This is a genomic window from Bradyrhizobium sp. URHD0069 (genome assembly GCF_000701345.1).
In the GTDB taxonomy this organism is placed as follows: Bacteria; Pseudomonadota; Alphaproteobacteria; order Rhizobiales; family Xanthobacteraceae; genus Bradyrhizobium.
Window position 1 is genome coordinate 5321 of sequence record NZ_KL370776.1, and the last position, 16686, is coordinate 22006.

Annotated in this window: 14 protein-coding genes, 1 tRNA gene and 2 pseudogenes; 11 read left to right on the forward strand and 6 right to left on the reverse strand. The window is 61.0% G+C overall.

Annotation, left to right across the window (positions count from 1 at the left end; all coding sequences use genetic code 11):
- Window positions 1-503: 503 nt before the first annotated feature.
- Window positions 504-742 (reverse strand): annotated as a pseudogene (locus N554_RS40655) (SOS response-associated peptidase family protein); the annotation flags it as partial.
- Here N554_RS40655 and N554_RS39295 point away from each other — a divergent pair.
- A pseudogene (locus tag N554_RS39295) lies at window positions 741-1031 on the forward strand (DNA ligase); the annotation flags it as partial. The pseudogenes N554_RS40655 and N554_RS39295 overlap by 2 nt on opposite strands.
- Before the next feature lie 149 nt (window positions 1032-1180).
- Window positions 1181-2593: a restriction endonuclease gene (locus N554_RS0132305; RefSeq protein WP_081851535.1), complete on the forward strand. Its 1413-nt coding sequence runs from the start codon at window positions 1181-1183 to the stop codon at window positions 2591-2593.
- Window positions 2594-2785: 192 nt separating this feature from the next.
- Here N554_RS0132305 and N554_RS0132310 read toward each other — a convergent pair.
- The 3 genes from N554_RS0132310 to N554_RS0132320 all read right to left on the reverse strand — a co-directional run bounded on the left by N554_RS0132310 (window position 2786) and on the right by N554_RS0132320 (window position 4997).
- Window positions 2786-2860, reverse strand: a tRNA-Val gene (locus tag N554_RS0132310).
- A gap of 115 nt (window positions 2861-2975) precedes the next feature.
- Window positions 2976-4259 carry a coiled-coil domain-containing protein gene (locus N554_RS0132315; protein ID WP_029587217.1) on the reverse strand — a complete coding sequence of 428 codons (1284 nt, stop codon included), beginning with the start codon at window positions 4257-4259 and terminating at the stop codon, window positions 2976-2978.
- A gap of 135 nt (window positions 4260-4394) precedes the next feature.
- Window positions 4395-4997, reverse strand: coding sequence for a DUF1134 domain-containing protein (locus N554_RS0132320; protein WP_029587218.1), 603 nt, complete (start codon window positions 4995-4997; stop codon window positions 4395-4397).
- A 109-nt stretch (window positions 4998-5106) separates the two neighbouring features.
- Between N554_RS0132320 and N554_RS0132325 the strand changes: the two genes are divergently transcribed.
- Window positions 5107-5706, forward strand: a complete 600-nt coding sequence (locus N554_RS0132325; RefSeq protein ID WP_245283786.1) for a YHS domain-containing (seleno)protein — start codon at window positions 5107-5109, stop codon at window positions 5704-5706.
- 52 nt (window positions 5707-5758) lie between these two features.
- On the opposite strand, the gene cysQ is transcribed toward N554_RS0132325, so the two are convergent.
- Window positions 5759-6589, reverse strand: coding sequence for a 3'(2'),5'-bisphosphate nucleotidase CysQ (gene cysQ, locus N554_RS0132330; protein ID WP_029587220.1), 831 nt, complete (start codon window positions 6587-6589; stop codon window positions 5759-5761).
- Window positions 6590-6729: 140 nt separating this feature from the next.
- Here cysQ and chpT point away from each other — a divergent pair, with 140 nt between their 5' ends.
- The 6 genes from chpT to N554_RS0132360 all read left to right on the forward strand — a co-directional run bounded on the left by chpT (window position 6730) and on the right by N554_RS0132360 (window position 13378).
- Window positions 6730-7377: a histidine phosphotransferase ChpT gene (gene chpT / locus N554_RS0132335; RefSeq protein WP_029587221.1), complete on the forward strand. Its 648-nt coding sequence runs from the start codon at window positions 6730-6732 to the stop codon at window positions 7375-7377.
- A gap of 278 nt (window positions 7378-7655) precedes the next feature.
- A complete protein-coding gene (locus tag N554_RS0132340) occupies window positions 7656-10346 on the forward strand; it encodes a hybrid sensor histidine kinase/response regulator (RefSeq protein ID WP_029587222.1) in 2691 nt (896 codons plus the stop codon).
- A 34-nt stretch (window positions 10347-10380) separates the two neighbouring features.
- A complete protein-coding gene (locus N554_RS0132345; RefSeq protein ID WP_029587223.1) occupies window positions 10381-10848 on the forward strand; it encodes a chemotaxis protein CheW in 468 nt (155 codons plus the stop codon).
- A gap of 48 nt (window positions 10849-10896) precedes the next feature.
- Window positions 10897-11262 carry a response regulator gene (locus tag N554_RS0132350; protein WP_029587224.1) on the forward strand — a complete coding sequence of 122 codons (366 nt, stop codon included), beginning with the start codon at window positions 10897-10899 and terminating at the stop codon, window positions 11260-11262.
- A 77-nt stretch (window positions 11263-11339) separates the two neighbouring features.
- On the forward strand, window positions 11340-12503 hold the full coding sequence (locus tag N554_RS0132355) for a protein-glutamate methylesterase/protein-glutamine glutaminase (RefSeq protein WP_029587225.1): 1164 nt from the start codon (window positions 11340-11342) through the stop codon (window positions 12501-12503).
- Window positions 12500-13378 carry a CheR family methyltransferase gene (locus tag N554_RS0132360; protein ID WP_029587226.1) on the forward strand — a complete coding sequence of 293 codons (879 nt, stop codon included), beginning with the start codon at window positions 12500-12502 and terminating at the stop codon, window positions 13376-13378. Before N554_RS0132355 ends, N554_RS0132360 begins: the two co-directional genes overlap by 4 nt.
- Window positions 13379-13695: 317 nt before the next feature.
- Here the strand turns inward: N554_RS0132360 and ctrA are convergent, their stop codons facing one another.
- Entirely contained in the window at window positions 13696-14397 is a 702-nt protein-coding gene (gene ctrA / locus N554_RS0132365; protein ID WP_029587227.1) for a response regulator transcription factor CtrA, read from the reverse strand.
- Window positions 14398-14761: 364 nt separating this feature from the next.
- Here ctrA and fliI point away from each other — a divergent pair, with 364 nt between their 5' ends.
- Window positions 14762-16087: a flagellar protein export ATPase FliI gene (gene fliI / locus N554_RS0132370; RefSeq protein ID WP_029587228.1), complete on the forward strand. Its 1326-nt coding sequence runs from the start codon at window positions 14762-14764 to the stop codon at window positions 16085-16087.
- Between the two features lie 109 nt (window positions 16088-16196).
- Window positions 16197-16616: a flagellar export protein FliJ gene (gene fliJ, locus N554_RS0132375; RefSeq protein WP_029587229.1), complete on the forward strand. Its 420-nt coding sequence runs from the start codon at window positions 16197-16199 to the stop codon at window positions 16614-16616.
- Window positions 16617-16686: the final 70 nt, after the last annotated feature.

Genomic DNA, 16686 nt, shown 5'->3' on the forward strand with positions numbered 1-16686 from the left:
TCATCCCTGAGAGAAAGAACATCGTGTGCAATCTTTATTCGATCACCACAAACCAAGCCGCGATCATCCCGCTCTTTCGGGTAATGAACCGATACGCGCCGGGGTCTTTCGTTTGAGGCCACGGCCGCGCCAAGCGACACCGCACCGGGTCTTTGTCATCAACTGGGCTGGGTTGCTGCCCCTTCGCAAATATCGATGATCGACTTGGCGAGCTGGTTGGGGTCCCTGGAGCGTTTGGGATGGCTCATAGTGCGGACACCTGACAGACGGAACAGATCACATCCTTACCCTTGATCTCAAACCCTTCACTGACGCTCTCGATCCTCGTATCGTAATCGCCAATGTTACGAGATTTATCGTCCGACATATCGGCAATGCCGGTTCGGTCGCACATGGGGCATCTCAGCAGGGACTCGTATTTCTCTCGCGCCATCCTCCCAATATGCGCCCCCAAGCGGCCTAATTCCAGCGCGGAACCCTGCCACAATCAAACTGACCCACTACCCGCGGTCGCCTTTGAACTCGGTCCAGATGCCGGCAAAGGCGAATACCGGCCGGTCTTCACTGAGCGAAAACCAAAAGACGTCCTTTTTCTTGGTCTCAGGGTTTGGCTCCGGCGCGTACTCAGAAAAGCCGTTGGCAGGGACTAGGCAGCGGTTTTCCGGCTTCAACCAGCCGCGCCAATGCGGAGAGAAATGTTGCGGATGTTGGTGACCGGCGGTCCGCCGAATTTCGGCGGCGGGTTTGCGCTCGACGGCAAGAAGTTCGACGGCATCTAACTCGGCAGACGCAAGGGCAAGGACCTGATCTACGCCGGGAAAGTCGATCATGGTTTTGACACTGCATTGGCAAAGGACTTGCAGTCGCGGCTCAAGCCGCTGATCCGCAAGACGCAGCCTTACACCAAGAAGATCGCGTACCGCGGGATCTGGGTCGAGCCATCGCTATTGGCAGAGATCGATCATCGGACGATGTCTGCCGAGGGCAAGGTGCGGCATCCGTTCTTCAAGGGCCTGCGGGAGGATTTATGATCCCGCGATATACAGGTGTGGATGCGGACGGCATCGCCTCGGCAAAAGCTCTGTCCGCCGAAATGATGCGAAGCGAACCTATAGACCCATCCCAACAAGTTTGGTTTACTCGATATTAGATTGAAACAATTGGTAATCCGGCATTTTCAATGCGTTACGGGACAGATGTATGGCGGCAATTCGGCTACAGTCTTGATCGGTTCGAGAGTTCACTTGATAACTTGCGTTACCAAAGCGTTTTCGAGCCCCTAACTGAACCGCAAGGATCTTACTCGGTCGGATTTTTCACGATTAGGCATGGTTCGCCTAATACCGTTGCGGCTGGCGCGATCCAGGGAATTTTGAGCGAGGTAAATCTAGGCGGACCTCATGGTGCGGATTTACTCCAACCTGCACCGTTCCCAGATTTTCCCAATTTGCCGGAGGCTCCCGCACAAAACGATGGCGATACATACCTACAGCGCCGCGACCGTGCGGTCAGCAAAGCCAGAAAGCAGCATTCTGATTTTCGGGAAATCGAGCGCAAAGATGAAGCGATGCTTGGCTCGCTTGCATCCGGCTATTCCGAACGCAATGAAAAGTACATCGAATTTGTAGCCGCATTATCGCTGAAAAGGCATTTTCTGAGCATTGCGCTCCAACGGCCCTTAGAGTGCCACTATGAAGCTGACGCGCGCATCTTGCTATGCGAAATCGAGATCCCAGATTTTGCTTCACTCAGGATAACAAAGCTACGCGGCAAATCCTATTCCGATTGGGTTGACGTGCCAGCGGCCGAAAAAAAGAAGCTTTGCGAGAACTTGGTCTACGCACTGTGCGTTCGTGCCGCTTATCTGGTCGCGAAATCTGATTTCGGCAATTTCATCGAGACGGTAGCAGTTAATGCGATGCAAAGCTGGTTTGATCCTGCAACGGGAGCCCCTAAGTCCGGGACGATCGCGTCGTTACAGGCTCGTAAAGACGATCTTGTAACGCTCCAGCCAGGCCGCTTCGACGCCAAGTCATGTTTTTTCCATTTAAAAGGAATTTCTACGCCGTCTGTGACACACGTTGCGCCGATCCGCCCGATTTTTGTGCTCAACAAGAATGATCATCGCGTCGTCGTAAATCGCGATGTGGACGCAGTGCTCACAGACGAGGAAAATCTAGCTTCGATCCCATGGGAAGATTTCGAGCATCTGGTGCGGCAGTTGTTTGAATGGGAGTTTGGTCGCAATGGCATTGAAGTAAAGGTCACTCGTGCGTCGCGAGATCGCGGAGTCGACGCGATAATGTTCGATCCCGACCCTCTGCGGGGTGGCAAGTACGTGTTGCAGGCCAAACGCTATACAAGGACGGTGGACGTTGCCGCCGTCCGCGATCTGTACGGGACCGTTATGAACGAAGGCGCGAACCGTGGAATTTTAGTGACAACTAGCGGCTTCGGACCCGACTCTTACGAGTTTGCGAAGGACAAGCCGCTATCGCTCGTCGATGGACCGAATCTTGTTACGATGTTGCAGCGGCATGGTCGGAACTATCGCATCGATCTTGCTGAGGCCCGTGCGCGGGAAACACCGTAGAGCATCAGACAGAGCATAGGTCAGCCGTGATCGAACTGTGGATAAGCCAGGACGGTTCGCCGAGGAACAGATCGCGATCAAATTCCACGGATTTTCCACGGGTCTGAGAGGCATGTTTGCGTAACGTTCTGCGCGATACTGCCGATTAGATTTTTGGGGCGGGTCGAAAAGCCCAATAAATCAAGGCTTCTCTGGTGGACGCACAAGGGATCGAACCTTGGACCTCTCCCGTGTGAAGGGAACGCTCTCCCGCTGAGCTATGCGTCCGGGATCTTCGTGCGCGATCAAAGGCCGGTAATTCGGCATCGGATCGGTTTATGCACGCTGTCAGAGCCCGCGATTTACGAAGTGCAGGCCCGTGGTGTCAAGCCAATCGAGTAAATCAGCCCGGCTGTTGCTGGCGGGCGCGGGAGGCGTGGGACTGCAGCGCCCGGATCCGCTCGGCGAGCGTGCCGCCGCCTTCCGAAACGCCGCCGTTGGCGGCAGCACCGTTGGCCGGCCGCGCCGTGTTCGGGATTACCGGTTCCGTGGCCAGCATGGCCTCGATCGGCGAGTTCGGCCCTTCCAGCTGCATCGCGAGCTTTGCGACTTCGGCGGCGATATCGTTGATGCGCTCGCGCAAGAGCGCATTTTCCATGCGTTCGGTCGCCCATGAGCTTTCGGCCTGCGCCTGGATCGCGTTGATGTCGCGCTGCAGCTTGGCGCGTTCGTCGCGCGCGATGCGAAGCTGCTCCTCGACCGCGGCCTTCTCGCCTTGCAGTTTCTCAAACGCCGGCGATCTGCCGCCGCCGCTCAGGGCGGCGATTTCCTCGCGCAATTCCCTGGCCGTGCGTTCGGCGGCTTCGCTGGCCTGGCGCAGCTGCTTGTTTTCATAGTCGCTCTCGGCGAGCAGCTTGCCTTGGGTAGAAAGCCGCGCTTCCAGATCATTGACGCGGTTGCCGAGCAACTCGGCTTCCTTGACCTGGACGATCAGCTGGCGATCGAGGTCGGTGACGCGCTGGCCTAGATTTTCGACGCGGCTGCGCGCCTCGGCAAGTTCGCGCGTCGCCTTCTCGAGGTCGCTGTGCTCCTGTGCTAGCCGTGCTTGGGTCGCAGCAAATTCCTTTCCGGCGTCGCCGACACGGTGCTTGAGCGCATCGATCTGGGCGCGCACGGCCACCAGCTCCACCTGACGGCTTTCCGCCATCATCGAACGGTCGGACAATTGGCCGTTGAGTTTGGCGAGCTCGTTTTGCTTGTCGGTCAGCGCCCGCTCGGCATTGCGCAGCGCTTCGGTCTTGGCGGTAAATTCCTCTTCGGTAGCGCGGAACTGCTCTTTCACCGCCTTCTCGCGCGCTTCGAGCGAAAAGATCGTGGCGTTCTTTTCGCCAAGCTCGATCTTCATGCGGTTGATCGCATCGGTCTTCTTGCCGAGCTCGGCGAGCTGGCTGGTGGTCTTGTTCCTGAGTTGATCGACGCTGATCTCCAGCCGCCGCGCCGACATCGCGAATTCCGCGCGCAGCTGGTCCTTGTCGGCCTGTATCTCGGCCATCGACAGCGGCGTTGCCGCCTCGAGCCGCTTCGTCGTCAGCCGCACCGCTCGGCTATGCACCAGCGGCACGATCATCAGCCCGAACAGCATCGAGAGCAGGAAACCGATCGCCAGATACATGATCGGTTCGATCATGAACGCTCACTCCCCACGAGAAAATTCCATTAATCACAATGCCATGGGGGATAGGGTAAACGCCAGCCTAATGCCGCGTTAACGTGAATTCGTAACCAGCGGCGTTGCGGCGTTCGAAATATCAGCTGGATGGCGTCAGAACGGGTTCCAGGTCGCGCGCGGGGTATATTTGAGGTAGCCGATATTGGCGCCGAGCCGTAGCCCAAGGCCGGATCGGATCGGCACCAGCACGATATTATTGGCGGTCAGCGCGGTCATCCCGAAGCCGCCGATGATATAGGCGGAGCCGTTGATGCCGGCGAAGCGCTGATAGATCGCGTTGGTGGCCGGAAGATTATACACCAGCGTCATGGTGCGCGCGCCGTCGCCGCCCCAGTCGAAGCCGACCGACGGCCCCTGCCAGTAGACCCGCAAATCGCCGGCATTCTTGGTGTAGAGCGTGCCTTCGCCGTATCTCAGTCCGGCGACAAAGGCGCCGCTGCCTTCCTCGCCAAGAATATAGCCGTTCGGCAGGCCCCATTGGCTGACCGCGCGCTCGATCACCGAGGCTAGCCCGCGCGATACGTTGCCGAAAAACCGGTGCCCGGCGTTCGTCAGTTCGTCTGGCTCGTAGGTATTGGGGCTGGGCTGGCGTTGCGCCGGAGGCAATGGCGGCGGTGGTTGCTGCGCGGAAGCGGGCACGGTGGCGCACATCAGCGCGGCGAGCGCCACCGCGGCAAGGCGTGATGCGAAAATCATAGAAGAACCCCTGGTATCAAAATCCTGGGCGCCACCTTAACCTGATGCCAATAGGCACCGCTCTAGGTTGGGCCCAGCGTCCCCGACTCGCATGTTATCGGCATCAACTATGACGGCACAACGGCAGGAAAGAAACGGCAGTCGTGCCGGAATAGAATTTCGTCCCCGAATAGCCCTTATCCTTTCGCTGGCACGTCTCGTACTGGCAAGTCTCGTACCGGCAAGCCTTGTACTGGCAAGCCTTGTACTGGCAAGCCTTGTACTGACAGGTCTCGGCGCGGCAGGCCTTCGCGGCTTCGCGGCCCAGGCTGCCACCACCGAGCGGGTGATCGTGAACCGCTATACCGGTCTGGCCATCGAGGGCTTCGACCCCGTCGCCTATTTCGTCGACGCCCGCCCCGAGATCGGTCTGCCGGACTTCGAGGCCGCGCAAGGAGGTGCCGTCTGGCGTTTCCGCAACGAGGGCAATCGCGCGTCTTTTGTCGCCCATCCCGAGATCTACGGTCCCCAGTTCGGTGGCTACGACCCGATCGATCTGGCGCGCGGCGTCACCCTTGCCGGCAACCCCAGGTTTTGGCTGATCGCGCGCCAACGGCTTTATCTATTCGGCCGCGAGGAAAACCGCGACGCATTCGCCGCCGATCCCGAGCGCCTCCTGCGCGCGGCGAATTCGCGCTGGCCAGCGCTGCAGCAGGATTTGGCGCAGTAGCCGGGGCGCATTCGCGCGACCCATCGGCTCATCCGGGCTACAAACGCTGCATCTAAAGCATCGCCGCCGCTGGATCGCCCCAGGCGATGAATTCCGACACGGTAAAGCCTTGCCTCGCCTTACCGAAGTGCAGTTCAGCGCCCTGACTATCGGTGATCTTGCCGCCGGCGGCGGTGACGAGGGCGTGTCCCGCCGCGACGTCCCATTCGCTGGTGGGTGCGAGGCGAGGGTAGATATCGGCGGCTCCCTCTGCGACCCGGCCGAACTTGACCGCGGAGCCGAGCATTTGGCGGATGGCGCCGGGCCTGGCCTCAATAAAGGCTTCGGTCCCGATATCACCGTGCGAACGGCTGACCGCCACGATCCAGGGCTCGCCGGGTTGCGGGTGGGGACGGGTGTGGATCGGTTCGGCCACCGACCTTTCGCCTGCTTTTATCCGCTGCGCGCCTCGGCCGACCAGTCCCCGCCAAATCAGTCCAAGCGCCGGGGCGCCGATAATGCCGAGTAGCGGCGTTCCGTTCGTCACCAGCGCGAGATTGACCGTAAACTCGCTGCGGCCGGCAACAAATTCCTTGGTGCCATCCAGCGGATCGATCAGAAAGAAACTGCCGCCGTAAGGCGGTTTCGCCAGATGCACGCGCTCCTCGGATAGCACCGGTACCTTCGGAACGAGCCGCGCGAGACCTTCGCCGATCATCCGGTCGGCGGCGAAATCGGCTTCCGTTACCGGCGATCCGTCGAGCTTGCCGTCGATCTTCATGGCAAGACGGTTGACGGCAAGAATGGCGGCGCCGGCGCGGAACACCAGATCGGTCAAGGGCTCCATCAGCGCGGCGGCTGCATCGCTGTTGATCAGGGGTCCTGAGGAACCTGCCTCATTCATTGGCAGGGCTCATATGTTGCTCGCCTTTCTCATTCGATTTCCTCGCCTGTGTTGGCAGCCCGCGCGTCTGCAGTGTATCAAGCCACCGAGCATGCGTGATTCGCCGTGCCTGCGCTTGTCATGGATTCCAGGAACATCTGATGTCTGGCACTTCGTCTTCCGGTCCTGCGCCCGATGCCCTCGAACTTGCGGCGCTGTTGTGTTCGCGGGTTTGCCACGATCTCATCAGTCCGGTGGGCGCCATCGTCAATGGGCTTGAGGTCCTCGACGATAATCCGAAGCCGGAAGATCGCGAATTTGCGCTCGATTTGATCCGAAAGAGCGCCAAGACCGCTTCCGCACGGTTGCAGTTCTGCCGTCTGGCGTTCGGGGCTGCGGGATCGTCGGGCGCGCAGATCGATCTGGGCGATGCGCAGGCCATGGCGCGCGGCCATCTCGAGGACGGCAAGACGACGATCGCGTGGAATCTGCCGCGGGTGTTGCTGCCGAAAAACCGGGTCAAGCTGCTGTTGAATATGTTGGTGATTGCGCAGCAGACGATCCCACGCGGCGGCGTGCTCACAGTCGATCCGGTCGGCGAAGGCGAAGCAATCGGCTTTCGCGTTGCGGCGAGCGGGCTCAACGCCCGCATGCCGCAGAATATCGCCGATCTCCTGAGTTTTGATTCGAGCCCGGTCGTCGATGGCCATGCGGTGCAGCCTTATTACACGCGGCTCTTGGCACAGGCCTGCGGACTGAAAGTGGTGCTGGCGCCCGAGGGCGAAGCGATGGTCGTGACCGCTTCCTGAAGCGCGTATTCCGCAAAGGCATGCGTGCAAATAACAGAATAGAGCATTTTCTTGCGACCAAATCGGATTCCACGTGCCGCAAGAATATGCTCCAGGGCGAGAACATGGTTAACCGAAGGTTTATATCCGGCCCCGGGATTGAATAACGTCGCCTTATCTCTTTGTTGAGACCGTTCTTTTCCAATTACTCAACCAATATTAAACGCTTTGCATAGAAACTGGCCAAACTCCGTAAGGCGTGTCGAAATCGCGCGCCCGTGCGTTCGAAGGCCTCTTTCATGGATGATTTGCTGCGGGAATTTCTGACGGAAACCAGCGAAAGCCTGGATACCGTCGACAATCAGCTGGTGCGGTTCGAGCAGGATCCAAACAACGCCAAGATATTGGATAACGTCTTCCGGCTGGTTCACACCATCAAAGGGACCTGCGGCTTCCTGGGTCTGCCGCGTCTCGAAGCGCTGGCCCATGCCGGCGAGACGCTGATGGGCAAATTCCGTGACGGAATGCCGGTCACGGCGGAAGCCGTCACCCTGATCCTGAGCAGCATCGACCGCATCAAGGAAATTCTCGCAGGGCTGGAGACGACCGAAGCCGAGCCCGAAGGCACCGATCAGGATCTGATCGTCAAGCTGGAAGAGATGGTGGAACGCGGCATGAAAGCGATGTCAGGGGCGTCAGCGTCGGCTTCGCCGATTGTTCCCATCCAGCCAGCGGCGCAGGTACTGGAGCGGCCATTGCGTCCCGGCGAAGTGTCGCTGGACGAGCTGGAGCGCGCGTTCCGTGAGACCTCCACCGAAATCGCTCCGGCGGCAGCGCCGGCGCCTTCCATAGCGCCGAAGCAGCCCGCCGCGTCGCCGCAGCGTGCAGCGCCACCGGCCGCGAAAAAGTCAATTGCTGCCGAGTCGGAAGTCTCCGACGGCGATCGCGTCGCCAACCAGTCGATCCGGGTGAATGTGGACACGCTGGAACACCTGATGACGATGGTGTCGGAGCTGGTCCTGACCCGCAATCAGCTGCTCGAGATCTCCAGGCGCAACGAGGATACCGAGTTCAAGGTGCCGCTGCAGCGGCTGTCCAACGTCACCGCCGAGCTGCAGGAAGGCGTCATGAAGACGCGGATGCAGCCGATCGGCAACGCCTGGCAGAAGCTGCCAAGAATCGTGCGCGACCTCTCCGGCGAACTTAACAAGCAGATCGAACTGGAGATGCACGGCGCCGACACCGAGCTCGACCGCCAGGTGCTCGACCTGATCAAGGATCCCTTGACCCACATGGTGCGCAACTCGGCCGATCATGGGCTGGAGACGCCGGCCGAGCGGCTCGCCGCCGGCAAGCCGGAGCAGGGCACCATTCGCCTGTCGGCCTATCACGAGGGCGGCCACATCATCATCTGCATCGCCGACAACGGCCGCGGGCTCAACACCGAGCGGATCAAGGCCAAGGCGATCGCCAACGGTCTCGTCAGCGAGGCCGAGCTCGAGAAGATGACGGAAGCCCAGATCCACAAGTTCATCTTCGCGCCGGGCTTCTCCACGGCGGCCGCCGTGACCAGCGTGTCCGGCCGCGGCGTCGGTATGGACGTGGTACGCACCAATATCGATCAGATCGGCGGCACCATCGACGTCAAGTCGGTGGCCGGCGAGGGCTCCAGCGTCACCGTCAAGATCCCGCTGACGCTGGCGATCGTCTCGGCGCTGATCGTGGAAGCCGCCGGTGACCGCTTTGCGATCCCGCAGCTGTCGGTGGTCGAGCTGGTGCGGGCACGCGCCAATTCCGAGCATCGCATCGAGCGGATCAAGGACACCGCGGTATTGCGCCTGCGCAACAAGCTGCTGCCGCTGATGCACCTGAAAAAACTGCTCAAGATCGACGACGGCTCCTCCTCCGATCCGGAGAACGGCTTCATCGTGGTGATGCAGGTCGGCAGCCAGACCTTCGGCATCGTCCTCGACGGCGTGTTCCACACCGAAGAAATCGTGGTCAAGCCGATGTCGACCAAGCTGCGCCACATCGACATGTTCTCCGGCAATACCATCCTGGGCGATGGCGCGGTGATCATGATCATCGATCCCAATGGCATTGCCCAAGCGCTCGGCGCCTCCGGTGCGGCCTCGCACGAAATCGCCGACGAGAACGCCGCGATGCGCGCCAGCGCGGCCGAACAACTGACCTCGCTTCTGGTGTTCCGCGCCGGCTCGACCCAGCCGAAGGCGGTACCGCTCGGGCTTGTCACCCGGCTGGAAGAGATCGCCACCGACAAGATCGAGCTCTCCAACGGCCGCTATATGGTGCAATACCGTGATCAATTGATGCCGCTGGTGCAGATGGCCGGCGTCAATGTCGCCACATCCGGCGCCCAGCCCATCCTGGTGTTCGCCGACGACGGCCGCTCGATGGGGCTCGTGGTCGATGAGATCATCGATATCGTCGAGGAGAAGCTCAACATCGAGGTCGCCGGTGGCCAAGACGGCATTCTCGGCTCCGCGGTCATCAAGGGCCAGGCCACCGAAGTGATCGATGTCGGTCACTTCCTGCCGATGGCGTTCGCCGACTGGTTCAGCCGCAAGGAGATGCGGCCCTCGGCCGCGGCCCAATCGGTGCTGCTGGTCGACGACAGCGCGTTCTTCCGCAGCATGCTGGCGCCAGTATTGAAGGCCGCGGGCTATCGGGTGCGGGTCGCCACCAATGCGCAGGAGGGCCTGATGGCGCTGCGCTCGGGTCAGCCGTTCGACGTGGTGCTGACCGATATCGAAATGCCCGACATGAACGGGTTCGAGTTCGCCGAAACGATCCGGGCCGACCAGCACTTAAGCTCGATGCCGATCATCGCGCTGTCCTCGATGGTGTCGCCGGCGGCGATCGAACGCGGGCGGCTCGCCGGCTTCCACGATTACGTCGCCAAGTTCGACCGCCCCGGCCTGATCGCGGCACTGAAGGAACAGACCGCCGAGACCAGTCGGGCGGCATGAACAAGTTCAGCCGGACGGCATGAAGGAGGTCAGCATGACCAAGACCGACACCATCGAGGGCACCGTCGCCGAATACGTCACCGCCGTGATCGGCGGGCAGCTGTTCGGCCTGCCGATCTCTCGCGTCCAGGACGTGTTCATGCCGGAGCGGCTGACGCGCGTGCCGCTGTCGTCCGGCGAGATCGCCGGCGTGCTCAACCTGCGCGGCCGCATCGTCACGGTCGTGGACATGCGCGCCCGCCTCGGCCTGCCGAAGAACGACGACGGCAAGCCGTCGATGGCGGTCGGGGTCGACCTGCGGGGCGAATCCTACGGTCTTCTGATCGACCAGATCGGCGAGGTTCTCAAACTTCCCGACGAGGGAAGAGAGGAAAATCCGGTCAATCTCGATCCCCGCATAGCCAAGCTCGCCGGCGGCGTGCATCGCCTCGACGGCCAGCTGATGGTCGTCCTCGACGTCGATCGCGTGCTCGAAATCGTGCCTGACACGCTGGCGGCATAACATTGGAAACGTCCCTGTTCGGGATCTGGAAGAAGTAAGAGGCTGAAAATGAGAACATGTCTTGTTGTCGATGACTCAAGCGTTATTCGCAAGGTCGCAAGACGCATTCTGGAAGGCCTGGACTTCCAGATCGTCGAAGCCGAGGACGGTGAGAAGGCGCTGGAAGTCTGCAAGCGCGGACTGCCCGATGCGATCCTGCTCGACTGGAACATGCCGATCATGGATGGCTACGAATTCCTCAACAATCTGCGCCGCATGCCCGGCGGCGACCAGCCCAAGGTGGTGTTCTGCACTACCGAGAACGATGTCGCGCACATCGCACGCGCGCTGCACGCCGGCGCCAACGAATACATCATGAAGCCGTTCGACAAGGATATCGTCACCGCGAAGTTTCAGGAAGTCGGCCTGATCTGACCTGCCTGCTTCGTCCGGCGGCACGGCCACCGGCGATACCGTTTCTATAGTGCCGCTTGAGTAGTACCTGGTGACTGATGAGTGTTGCGTTGGCAAGTTCCTCGACCCCGAATTCCATGCGGCAAGAGCCGTTGCGGGTGATGGTGGTCGATGACTCCGTCGTTATCCGAGGCCTGATCGCGCGCTGGCTGGAACCCGAGCCGGACATGGTTGTCGCGGCTTCGCTGCGTACCGGCCTCGACGCCGTCAACCAGATCGAGCGGGTCAATCCCGATGTCGCCGTGCTCGACATCGAAATGCCGGATCTCGACGGCATTTCCGCGCTGCCCCTGCTGCTGGCGAAGAAGCGCAACCTGATCATCATCATGGCCTCGACCTTGACCCGCCGCAACGCGGAGATCAGCTTCAAGGCGCTCTCGCTCGGTGCATCGGACTACATTCCAAAGCCTGAAAGCACCCGCGAAGCAGGGGCGGCCGAAACCTTTCGCCACGACCTCATTCAGAAAATCCGTCACCTCGGCGCCAAGGTTCGCCGCGCCGCTCCGGCCTCCTCGAGTCCACCTCTCGCGCCGGCGCTCGATCGGCCGCGCGAGGCCCGCCCGGCGCCCCCTCCGGTTGGGCAGCCGCAATTGGTGCGGCGCGCGTTCAGCACGCAGGCGCCGCGCGTACTGTTGATCGGTTCATCGACCGGCGGTCCGCAGGCGCTGATGACGCTGGTCACTGAGCTTGGCCTGGTGATTGATCGCTTTCCAGTCCTGATCACGCAGCACATGCCGCCGACATTCACGACCATCCTTGCCGAGCATCTGGCGCGCGTAAGCCGCCGGCCGGCGCACGAAGCCCTCGATGGCGAGGTCGTCAGGGCCGGCCAGATCTATCTTGCGCCGGGCGGACGCCATATGCGCGTCGTGCGGCATGGCGCGGAGGCAGCGATCGCTCTGGATGATGGACCGCCGATCAATTTCTGCAAGCCGGCGGTCGATCCGATGTTCATCTCCGCGATCGATGTGTGGCAGGGCGGCGCTCTCGCCGTCGTGCTGACGGGCATGGGCTCGGACGGGATGCGAGGCGGCAAGGAGATCGTCGCGGCCGGCGGCAGCGTGATCGCCCAAGACGAAGCTTCGAGTGTGGTGTGGGGGATGCCTGGCGCGGCCGCGAATGCGGGCATCTGCGCGGCTGTCCTCCCGCTTTGTCAGATCGCGCCGAAACTGATTCGATTGTTTTCGGGAGACCGTTCGTGACGCCGCTGGATTATGAGTTTTTGCGCAAGCTCCTGAAAGAGCGCTCCGGACTGGATCTGTCTTCCGACAAGCAATATCTGGTCGAAAGCCGGCTGATCCCGCTGGCGCGAAGGGGCGGTCTCCAAGGCATCACCGAACTGGTGCAGAAAATAAGAAGTGGCGCCGAGGCGCTGACGTCCGAGGTGGTCGAGGCGATGACGACCAACGAGACGTTCTTTTTCCGCGACAAGATTCCGTTCGATCATCTGCGGCAGACGGTGCTCCCTGAACTTGTGCAGGCGCGCGCCAGCCGTCGTTCGCTGCGCATCTGGTGCGCGGCTTCCTCCACCGGGCAGGAACCGTATTCGATCGCGATGTGCATCAAGGAATTCGCGGGCCTGGCGGGATGGCGGATTGAAATCGTTGCGACCGATCTGTCCCAAGAGGTGCTCGAGAAATCCAGATCCGGAATATACAGCCAGTTCGAGGTCCAGCGCGGCCTGCCCATTCAGTCGCTGGTCAAGTATTTCACCCAAACCGGAGAGCTGTGGCAGCTCAACGCGGACATCCGCGCCATGGTGCAGCACCGCCAGCTAAACCTGCTGCAGGATTTTTCGCATCTTGGAGCGTTCGACCTGATTTTCTGCCGCAACGTCCTGATCTATTTCGACCAGGACACCAAACTGGGTGTCTTCGATCGTCTTGCCAAGGTGTTGGAACCCGACGGGGTGTTGGCGCTGGGCGCTGCCGAATCCGTGGTCGGGATATCCGACACCTTCAAGCCCTATCCGGAGCGGCGCGGGCTTTACCGCCCGAACCCCGCCCGAACCGCGCGCTCTGGAATCGCGGCGATGACGCCGGCATTGAGGGCCGCGGCTGCTGCGGCGGCGAGCTGAGCAACCTCTACAGGATCGTGCGGCAAGGACGGCGACGCATTGCCGGTAATCGGATTCTCGCGCTCGCGGATCAAGCCCACGCGGTGTGTGATCGATCAGCCAGCTTTCGAGCACAGGATATTGCCCGGCAAAATTCGGCAGCGATGGCCGCAGCACCAGCAACGTCAGCACCACACGGCGTAAGCGTTAAAGCCGGCGCCTCACAGCATCGTGCTGCACAGGCGAACCGCTCGCCGCGCCCCAAAAAAAACCCCGCCATTTGCGGCGGGGTTCAGTCGGGAGGAGTGAGCTATACAAGCTCGCCGTAAAACCCTTGATCAGGCGGGGATGCGCTCTTCGGCCTCGTGCGGCTCGCGCAGCACGTAACCGCGGCCCCAGACGGTCTCGATGAAGTTGCGGCCTTCGGAGGCGTTGGCGAGCTTCTTGCGCAGCTTGCAGATGAAGACGTCGATGATCTTCAATTCCGGCTCGTCCATGCCGCCATAGAGATGGTTGAGGAACATTTCCTTGGTGAGCGTCGTGCCCTTGCGGAGCGAGAGCAGCTCCAGCATCTGGTATTCCTTGCCCGTCAGATGCACGCGCTGACCGCCGACTTCGACCGTCTTGGTATCGAGATTGACCACGAGATCGCCGGTCTGGATCACCGACTGGGCGTGGCCCTTGGAACGGCGCACGATCGCATGGATGCGGGCAACCAGTTCGTCCTTGTGGAAGGGTTTGGTCATGTAGTCGTCGGCGCCGACGCCGAGACCCTTGACCTTGTCCTCGATGCCGGCGAGGCCGGAGAGGATCAGAATGGGTGTTTTGATCTTCGACACCCGAAGCTGCTTGAGCACGTCGTAGCCAGACATGTCAGGCAGGTTGAGGTCGAGCAGGATAATGTCGTAGTCGTAAAGTTTTCCGAGATCGACGCCTTCTTCTCCGAGGTCCGTCGTATAGACGTTGAAACTCTCGGACTTGAGCATCAATTCAATCGACTGCGCGACGGCGCTGTCATCTTCTATCAGCAATACGCGCATGCCAGTCCCCTATAGTCGCCGCCCCGGGCGTCAGGTCGGCCGCACTTGCGGCACTCAAAACGCCTTTGAACAACTGATTCGGATCCTGACGACATATGGTTAACAAAATCTGATTCGTGTTCGCAAGCTCTATCCGTGCAATTTTTGACGAATCGCCCTAAGATGTTGCGACGAAGCAGTTTTTTGTATCCGTTCCCGTTCGAGTCCAACATTAAGAGGCGGGCCTAACCGACTCTCGTGACTCGCCCTTCGTCTGACGGGCGAGCGCTTTCAGTCACCAAAGACAGTGACGTAATGATTAACGATGCGGGTAAACACGAAGTTAAGGGCGGGCCCGAAAAGCTCGAAACTTAAGGTTTTCTCAATGAAGGCGCTCGCAGAACAGATCGCCGACATCGACGGCGTCAATATTTATGGCCGCGTCGTCGGCGTGCGCGGCCTGATGGTCGAGATCGCAGGTCCGATCCACGCGATGTCGGTCGGCGCCCGCATCGTGATCGAGACCGGCGGCAATCGTTTCATCCCTTCCGAAGTCATCGGCTTCTCCGGCAACAACGCCGTGGTGATGCCGTTCGCCGGCCTCGAAGGTGTCAGGCGCGGCTGTCGCGCCGTGATCGCCAATGCCGCGAGCCAGGTGCGCCCTTCGCCGTCATGGCTTGGTCGCGTGATCAACGCGATGGGCGAACCGATCGACGGCAAGGGGCCGTTGTCGCAAGGCGCCTCGCCGATGCCCTACCGCAACGCGCCGCCGCCGGCCCATTCGCGCCAGCGCGTCGGCGCACCGCTCGATCTCGGCGTGCGGGCGCTCAATACGTTTCTGACCTGCTGTCGCGGCCAGCGGCTCGGCATCTTCGCCGGCTCCGGAGTCGGCAAGTCGGTGTTGCTGTCGATGCTGGCGCGCAATGTCGACGCTGACATCACGGTGATCGGACTGGTCGGCGAACGCGGCCGCGAGGTGCAGGAATTCCTGCAGGACGATTTGGGAGAAGAGGGCCTGGCGCGCTCGGTCGTGGTGGTGGCGACCTCGGACGAGCCCGCATTGATGCGGCGGCAAGCGGCTTACTTGACCTTGGCGGTATCAGAATATTTTCGCGATGCGGATAAGGATGTGCTGTGCCTGATGGATTCGGTCACTCGCTTCGCGATGGCCCAGCGCGAGATCGGACTATCAGCCGGCGAACCGCCGACCGCCAAGGGCTATACGCCGACCGTATTCACTGAATTGCCGAAGCTGCTTGAACGCGCCGGTCCCGGCACCGGCGCCGGTACCATCACCGGCATCTTTACGGTGCTGGTGGACGGCGACGATCATAACGAGCCGATCGCGGATGCGGTCCGGGGCATTCTGGACGGCCATCTTGTGATGCAGCGTTCGATCGCTGAACGCGGGCGTTATCCGGCAGTTAACATTCTCAAGTCGGTGTCCCGCACCATGCCTAGATCGGCCGATCCGGTCTATCTGCCGACCATCACACGGGCGCGCCAGGTGATGGCAACCTATGCCGACATGGAGGAACTGATCCGGCTCGGGGCCTATCGCACGGGCTCGAGCCCCGAGGTCGACGAGGCGATTCAGCTGCACGAGCCGCTGGAGAGCTTCCTGCGCCAGGCCAAGGACGAGGTCACCGGCCTGCAGGAGGGTTACCGGCAACTTGAGGCAATCCTCGGAAGTTTGGAAACGGAACGCTAACTTTGTCAGGCCATCATCTGCGCCACACAACTAGCGCTGCCGGTGGGTTCCCTGGGGGATACCGGTGCTGTCCCGCTTTCAGATTGGGACTTCTGGGGAGTATGAGTCGATGAAGTCACGTGAAACGCTGATCCGCCTGAAGAAGTTTCAGGTCGACGAAAAGCGCCGAAGGGTCGCCCAGATTGAAAGCATGATCGCCGACTTCCAGCGCATGTCGGTCGATCTGGAACGCGAAATCCAGACCGAGCAAGACCGCGCCGGGATCAACGACCCCTCGCACTTCGCCTATCCGACCTATGCCAAGGCCGCGATCCAGCGGCGGGAGAACCTGACCCGCTCCGCCGACGAACTGCGTATTCAGCTTGAGGAGGCCAAGAGCCTGCTGGCTGAAGCTTTCGAGGAGCTCAAGAAAGTCGAGCTCCTGGACGAGCGCGATCAGGCACGCGAGCGCGCCGAAGAAAGCGCCCGGGAACAGGCCGACCTCGACAGTATCGGCCTGATGCGCGCACGCCTCGGCGCGATTGCCTGACGAGCCTATCCAATCAGCTGCTGAAACATCAGCGAAAACCCGGGCCGCGAGGTCCGGGTTTTGCTTGAGC